At 29.0% G+C, this 7,406-nt stretch carries 7 protein-coding genes and 1 pseudogene; all 8 read left to right on the top strand.

The genetic code is table 11. The features are described from left to right. The first annotated feature begins 143 nt into the window (after positions 1 to 143). Complete coding sequence (locus BMW63_RS17460) at positions 144 to 527, top strand: helix-turn-helix domain-containing protein (RefSeq protein WP_074724746.1); 384 nt, start codon at positions 144 to 146, stop codon at positions 525 to 527. Further along, positions 479 to 1,387 carry an IS3 family transposase gene (locus tag BMW63_RS17455; protein ID WP_083380554.1) on the top strand — a complete coding sequence of 303 codons (909 nt, stop codon included), beginning with the start codon at positions 479 to 481 and terminating at the stop codon, positions 1,385 to 1,387. The genes BMW63_RS17460 and BMW63_RS17455 overlap by 49 nt, the downstream gene beginning before the upstream one ends. 276 nt (positions 1,388 to 1,663) lie before the next feature. Beyond that, positions 1,664 to 3,043 (top strand): AAA family ATPase, encoded by a 1,380-nt coding sequence (locus tag BMW63_RS17450; RefSeq protein ID WP_074724745.1) that lies wholly within the window; start codon positions 1,664 to 1,666, stop codon positions 3,041 to 3,043. A 3-nt stretch (positions 3,044 to 3,046) separates the two neighbouring features. After that, positions 3,047 to 3,973 (top strand): DUF4435 domain-containing protein, encoded by a 927-nt coding sequence (locus BMW63_RS17445; protein ID WP_074724744.1) that lies wholly within the window; start codon positions 3,047 to 3,049, stop codon positions 3,971 to 3,973. A 178-nt stretch (positions 3,974 to 4,151) separates the two neighbouring features. Beyond that, positions 4,152 to 5,537 carry a hypothetical protein gene (locus BMW63_RS17440; protein ID WP_074724743.1) on the top strand — a complete coding sequence of 462 codons (1,386 nt, stop codon included), beginning with the start codon at positions 4,152 to 4,154 and terminating at the stop codon, positions 5,535 to 5,537. A gap of 205 nt (positions 5,538 to 5,742) precedes the next feature. Next, positions 5,743 to 6,126: a helix-turn-helix domain-containing protein gene (locus BMW63_RS17435; protein ID WP_074724742.1), complete on the top strand. Its 384-nt coding sequence runs from the start codon at positions 5,743 to 5,745 to the stop codon at positions 6,124 to 6,126. Further along, positions 6,078 to 6,998 carry an IS3 family transposase gene (locus BMW63_RS17430; protein ID WP_083380553.1) on the top strand — a complete coding sequence of 307 codons (921 nt, stop codon included), beginning with the start codon at positions 6,078 to 6,080 and terminating at the stop codon, positions 6,996 to 6,998. The genes BMW63_RS17435 and BMW63_RS17430 overlap by 49 nt, the downstream gene beginning before the upstream one ends. Positions 6,999 to 7,293: 295 nt before the next feature. After that, a pseudogene (locus tag BMW63_RS18735) lies at positions 7,294 to 7,406 on the top strand (IS30 family transposase); the annotation flags it as partial.

Genomic DNA, 7,406 nt, shown 5'->3' with positions numbered 1-7,406 from the left:
AGTTATTCTGAATTTGATGACAATATTCCTCAAAAAAATTAACTTTGAATAACTATTAATAAATGGACTTGTTGCGATAGGTCCTTGAATCCGCCTCGAGTCCTAAAATAGGTTGACTAAAATTTAAACACCTTTAGTAACCAATGGAAACACCCGAAAATCAGCCCGTCCGAAGAAGAAACGGCAAACAAGTAAGTTTTGAATACAAACTTTTTGTAATTCAACAAATCAACAATGGACAAATTTCTTTAAATTACGCTTCTAAAAAATACGATATTTCTAAAAGCACAATCGAATACTGGATGAAAAAACTAACCAATTACGAGCAAACCAACAAAGGCATTAGCAAAGACGATGAAATTCGTAAACTAAAAAGCCAAATTGAAGATTTAGAAGGAGTTAAAGCTTTCCAACAAGAGCTAATCATTGAATTTGAATCTGTTACAGGGGAAGAACTTTCAAAAAAGTACTTGCCCGAGTGGTTGGCCAACGAAATTCAGAGAAAGAAGAAAAAACTTTTAAAATAAAATGGATTTACGAATCACTCGGGCTAAGCAAACAAGGGTATTATCAAAGAATTGCTTCCGATAAAATTAAAGAAATTAGAAACAATACCGTAATTGATTTAGTATTAGAAATACGCGAAAGAATGCCTGGAACAGGAACCAGAAAACTCTTAGATCATTTAAAAGAAAAACTTGTTCAAAACAACATTAAAATGGGAAGAGATGCCCTATTTGATTTGCTTAGATGGAGAGGGTTATTCATAAAGAGGACCAAACGCTTTCATATTACAACTGACTCTAAACATTTCTATTACAAATCACCTAACCTACTATACAATCTAGCAGTAACAAACGCTGAACAAGTTTTTGTTGCCGATATAACCTATATAAAAACCGATGCAGGACATGCCTATTTAGCCTTAGTTACAGACGCCTATTCTAGAAAAATAATGGGTTGGGCATTAGAAGACAATATGCGAGTAGAAATGGTAAAAAACGCACTTAAAATGGCGCGTAAAAATTGTGTTTTCAATCATAAAAATATCATTCACCATAGCGATAGAGGTATACAATATTGTTGCCCAGATCATAGCGAATTTGCTGAAGGAAAAGGCTTTATATTAAGTACAACTCAAAAATATGATCCTTACGAAAATGCAATTGCAGAGCGAATAAACGGAATTTTAAAATATGAATTTGGATTAAAAAGAACCTTAAAATCAGTTCAAATAGCAAAAGCAATGACAAAAGAAGCCATAGAAATTTACAATAATGAAAGAACGCATTGGAGTCTTGACTTAAAAACACCACAATCCGTTCATTTACAATACAATAAACAAGAAAATAAATCTTATAAAAAAGTAAAAAAAGTTGCTGTTTAAACGTCAATTTAGTACTATTGTAAGACTATGTGAGGATGGAAACGAGCAATGCTGAGGAGCAACTCGAATAGTGCCAAAATCATAGTCAAAGAAAATGAAGATGGCATTTTAAAAATGCCACTTCTTTTACTCTTCATTTTTTCTGAAGAGAAAACTAAAAAAACCTAACCCAAAATTGGTGACCCAATTTTATAGTTTTAAACCGAATTTTTAACAAAAAAAAGGTCAACGTAGGCTAGGACAAGACAAAAAACGAAATAAATAAGCAACATAAATATGAGTAACATTAAAAAATATACAATTCGTGGTTTGTTCAATTCTCAAGATGTTGAAATACCTTTTGACGATAATATTAAAATTCTAATTGGAGAAAACGGATTAGGAAAAACGACTATTTTAAATTCATTATATTTTCTATTAACGAAAAAATGGGAGAAATTAGCAAAAATACCTTTTGAAAGTATAGAATTATTATTTGACAATAATTCATTAATTTATTTTACTAAAAATCAATTAGAAGCAATAATTCTAGACGATAAACGTCAAAAAAAACGTGGAAATATAAATATAATAAATCAATTAAAGAGTATTTTAAATATTGATGACTTTAAAAGTGTCGTTTTTAAAAACAATGAAATAAATCCCCAAGCAGTTTTAAACTATATTTTAAAAAATAAAATAAATCAACAAATTGTTGCGCCAGCAGGTATGCTTGTAGATAATGCAATTAGACTTTTAACAGATGATTTTTTATTAATATTTGAAGACATTAATAGAATAATTGATTTTGAATTGGACGCAACAATTTTATACTTCCCAACTTACAGGAGAGTTGAAGAAGATTTACAAAATCTAGGACAATTAAGAAGATTTCAAGACGAAGATGAATACAATTATCTATTTGACGAAGAAGATAGAGTTCCACAAAACGAAGTAGAAGATGAAATTTTAATTCAGTTTGGTATGGAAGATGTTGAAGATAGAATTAGAAAAGTCTTAACAAAAATTAACGATAGTTCATTAACAGGTTTTACAAAAGTTACAGCAGAAATTTTAAGCCAAATGCTAAAAGGTTTTCCAGAAGTGACTGACCAAAGTATTAATAAATTAAACAAATCTGATATTGAAATAATTCTTAATAGAGTTCGGGGTAATTTATCAGACATCGAAAGAAACAGTATAATCGACCTTGTTGAATCACCAGAATTAAAAAATAAAAGGGATTTAGTCTTTTTTCTAACTAAACTTATTGATATTTATTATCAACAAAGAGATTTAGATAATAGTATTAAAAATTTCTCTCTTGTTTGTAATAAATATTTAGTAGGTAAACAATTGGTATTTAATGAAAGTCTAGTACAATTAGATATTATCAGAACTAAAAACAGTCAACCTGTTAAGATGAATCAACTTTCATCAGGAGAAAAACAAATTGTGTCAATTTTTTCAAAAATTTATTTAGAACAACACGAAAAAATCATCGTACTCTTTGACGAACCTGAATTATCATTGTCAATAGAATGGCAAAAAATGCTGTTAACCCATATTGTCGATTCAAAAAAATGTGATTTTTTATTAGCCGTTACACATTCACCTTTCATTTTTACAAATGAATTAAAAAAATATGCAATCGGTATGAATGTATTTATTGATTAAATTATGATTGATATAGTAGAAGTTTTATTAGAAGAATCTGTTTCAGATTGTGTTGCATACACAGAATTTATGCTTAATTACAATAAAAATGAAGATAAATTATATTGCTTTTTTGAAGGAAATGAAGATAGATTTTATTATTCGGTAAGGATTGATTTATTGGCATCTACAGGCAATAATAACAGTTTCATTTGCGGCGGAAAAGAAAAGGTTTTAAAAGTTTATCAATTAATAAAGGCTAATAACTATTATAAAAATGTAAAAACAAGTTTTTACATTGACAGTGATTTCGATGAAAATGAAATCAATCCTGATATTTATATAACACCAACTTATAGTATAGAAAACTTATATTGCACTAAAGAATCATTTGAGAAAATTTTAATTTCTGAATTCAAAATGAACCCTAAAGAAAATGATTTTATAAAGTGTGTAGAAAATTATATTTCTATACAAGAAAGATTTAATGAAGAAACTTTACTTTTAAATGCTTGGTTGGCTTGCCAATCAGATTTTAGATATGAAAATAAGAACAATACATATCTTAAGATTGATAAAAATGTTAAAACTTATTTTGATAAAATTGTTCTAACAGATTTAAGTTCTATAAAAGAATTAGACGGTATTAAAACCAAAATTGATATTGAGAATATTTTTGTTGATTCACCAAAAATTGAGAATGATAAATTAGAAACAAAAATGGCCTATTTTAATACGCTTGATAAATCAAATAAATTTAGAGGAAAATTTATCCTTAAATTGTTAGAAAATTATTTATGCCGCTTACAATCAATATCAGGTGTAAATCCACATATGTTTGAAAAGAAATATTCTTCAAACTTACGATATGAATATGCTACAATTTGTTCAAGTTTGAGCCAATATGCAACTACACCGGATTGTTTGAAAAATTATATTTCTAAATTTTGATTAAATAAAAGCACAGACAGACAACAGCGGTTTTTCAAGATTGCGAAATATGTGGTAAATTCAAGTTTATCTTTCGCAAGAAATTTTATTTTAGCCGAAAAATCTCGGTTACGAAGTTCGCAACCTCGCAAAGCCGCGAAACGTTGTGCGATATATTACACTAAAACCAGAATTAACAATGAAAACTAGAATTTTAACTTTCCTATTTTGTGGAATAACTACATTAATTTTTGCTCAAAAAACAAATTTCAGTATAAAATATTCTGAACAATTAGCAGTTTTTGTTTTTATTCAAAATTTATCTGAAAACTATCCAGAAAATGTTTTCAAAACCGAATTTCAAAAATCAAAATATAACGTTGAAGAATTCAAAGAAGCAATATCAGAATTTGACAAATTATCAATGGAGTATAGTTATAAATTTGAAGAGTTTCCTGACGGTTCTAAAAAACCAATGCAATCAATAGATTTTTTGAAGAAAAACTTAATCGAAACTGAAAATTTAAATGATTTTAAAATTCGCTCAATTGGAATTGTAACAAACAAAACATTGAATGACCTTACAAAAATCATTGCCCTTTTTACTCCAGTTTATAATGAATTAATATACAACCCCAATAAAGAAAAGTTTGAAAAGCAAATTGTAGAAATTACAAAATACTCAACTGAAAATAATATTGAGAATTATTTTGAAACAGGAATAATATTTTATAATTCAAGTTGGGATACCTCAATTCCTTTTAATATTGCATTTTATCCTTTACCAAATTCAAAGGGTTTTACAGCCCAATCTTTTTATAATAATTTCATTAGTGGTATTCAAACAGACCTACAAGGTTATAAAGACTTGTTTAGTGTAATGTTGCACGAAACATTTCACATTATTTATTACGAACAATCACTTGAAGTTAAAACAGAAATTGATAAAAATTTTAAAGAAAACAAATCTAAATATAGCAATTATGCTTACTTGTTGTTAAATGAAGTCATAGCCACTTCATTAGGTAATGGATATGTATTTGAAAATATTGATGGAAAAATTGACACACGAGATTGGTATAGTCAAAAATATATAAATCTAATGGCAAAAGAAATATATCCATTGATTAACGAATATATTTCCCAAAAGAAACCAATAGATAAAGATTTCATTGATCGTTACATTACTATTTATGAAGTAAATTTCCCCAATTGGATAAACGAACTCGACAACTTAATGCCTTACAGATATGTTATTTCTGAAAACGAAAATGACTTTAACGTAATTAAGAAACAATATCGTTATCGTTCAAGAACAGAATATGAAACTGAAATTACAAAAAGTACAATTGAAAAAATGCAAAAAACATCACTTACAAAATTGATTATTGTTTCAAAAAACAACAAGGAAAAATTAAACCTAATAAAAAAAGAATTTAAAGAACTTAATAATTGGAAATTCAATTCAGACAATGAATTTAATTATAAAATCCTTTTAGAAGACAAAAGCCAATTGATTATTATAAACCAAAAGAAGTCAACAACACAAACGCTAATCAAAAAACTGGAAACAGAAACTAAATAAAAAATACATCGCACAACAGCGGTTTTGCGAGATTGCGAAATAAGTGCAAAATTCAAGTTTATCTTTCGCAAGAAATTTTATCTTAGCAGAAAAATCTCGGTTCCGAAGTTCGCAACCTCGCAAAGCCACGAAACGTTAGGCGTCACTTTGCTGCGTGTCGCATCCTAAAATAGGTTGACTAAAAATTAAACTCCTTTAGTAAACTATGGAAACACCAGAAAACGAGCCCATCCGAAAAAGAAACGGCAAACAAGTAAGTTTTAAGTATAAACTATTTGTAATTGAACAAATCAATAATGGACAAATTTCATTAAATTTCGCATCAAAAAAGTACAACATTTCTAAAAGCACAATCGAATATTGGATGAAAAAGTTAAGCAATTATGAGCAAACCAACAAAGCCATTAGTAAAGACGATGAGATAAAAAAACTCAAAAGCAAAATTGAAGAATTAGAGTTTATTAAAGAATTCCAGCAAGATTTAATTATTGAATTTGAGCAAGTTACTGGGGAGGAGCTTTCAAAAAAGTCCTTGCCCGGTTGGTTGGCAAACGAGATTCAGAGAAAGAAAAAAAAGCTTTCAAAGTAAGGTGGATCTACGAATCAATCGGGATAAGTAAACAAGCTTATTATCAGAGAATTAAATCTGAGAAAATCAAACAAATCAAGAACGATAAAGTCATTGATTTAGTTATGGAAATTCGTAAAAGAATGCCAGGAACAGGAACCAGAAAACTGTTAGATCATTTAAAAGAAAAGTTCGTTGAAAATGACATCAAAATGGGAAGAGACGCCTTGTTTGATTTGTTGCGATACAGAGGATTATTTATCAGAAGAACCAAGCGTTTTCATATCACGACCGACTCGAAACACTTTTTTTATAAATCCCCTAACTTGCTCTATGACTTATCAATAACACACGCAGAACAAGTATTTGTAGCCGATATCACTTATATCAAAACTGATGAAGGACATTGTTATTTGGCACTCGTCACTGATGCTTACTCAAGGAAAATAATGGGTTGGTCATTAGAGAATAATATGCGAGTAGAGATGGTAAAAAACGCATTAGAAATGGCTCACAAAAATTGTATTTTCAATCACAAGAGTATCATCCATCACAGCGATAGGGGCATACAATATTGCTGTCCTGACCATAGCGAATTTGCTGAGGGAAAGGGATTTATACTTAGCACCACACAACAATATGACCCTTATGAGAACGCAATTGCCGAGCGAATAAATGGTATTTTAAAGTATGAATTTGGTTTAAAAAAGACTATAAAATCACTTATTATCGCACAAGCGATGACCAAAGAAGCTGTAACAATTTACAACAACGAAAGAAGGCATTGGAGTTTGGATTTACAAACACCACAAGCTGTTCATTTACAATATAATAAGCAAAAAAATAAATCGTACAGAAAACCAAAAAAAGTTGCAGATGAAGTAAAAATGTAGTATTATTGAATAACTATGTGCGGATAGAAACGAGCTCTGCTGCGGAGCAACTCGGATAGTGCCAAAACCATAGTCAAGGAAAATGAAGGGGGCATTTTCAAAATGCCTCTTTTATCAACTTCATTTTTTTTTGAAGAGAAAACTAAAAAAACCGAATCCAAAATTTGTCGACAAATCTTGGTTTTTTAACCTAATTTTTTAACAAAAAATGGTCAACGTAGAGTAGGACAAGACACCATTTTGGAGAATTCAATAACCTAACGCAACAAATGATAAATTTTATCTTTGTTGAATTATGAAAAAAACGTACAACCGAATTAGTCTAAATGAACGTATAATTATTGAGACTTTACTACTAGAAAAAAAGTCTAAAAGTTATATTTCAAAACATCTAAAAAGAGCTCGTTC

The organism is Flavobacterium frigoris (assembly GCF_900111075.1).
GTDB classification, from domain to species: Bacteria; Bacteroidota; Bacteroidia; order Flavobacteriales; family Flavobacteriaceae; genus Flavobacterium; species Flavobacterium frigoris.
The sequence above is the reverse complement of the archived record's forward strand: the minus strand, read 5'-3'. Positions and strand labels throughout refer to the sequence as shown.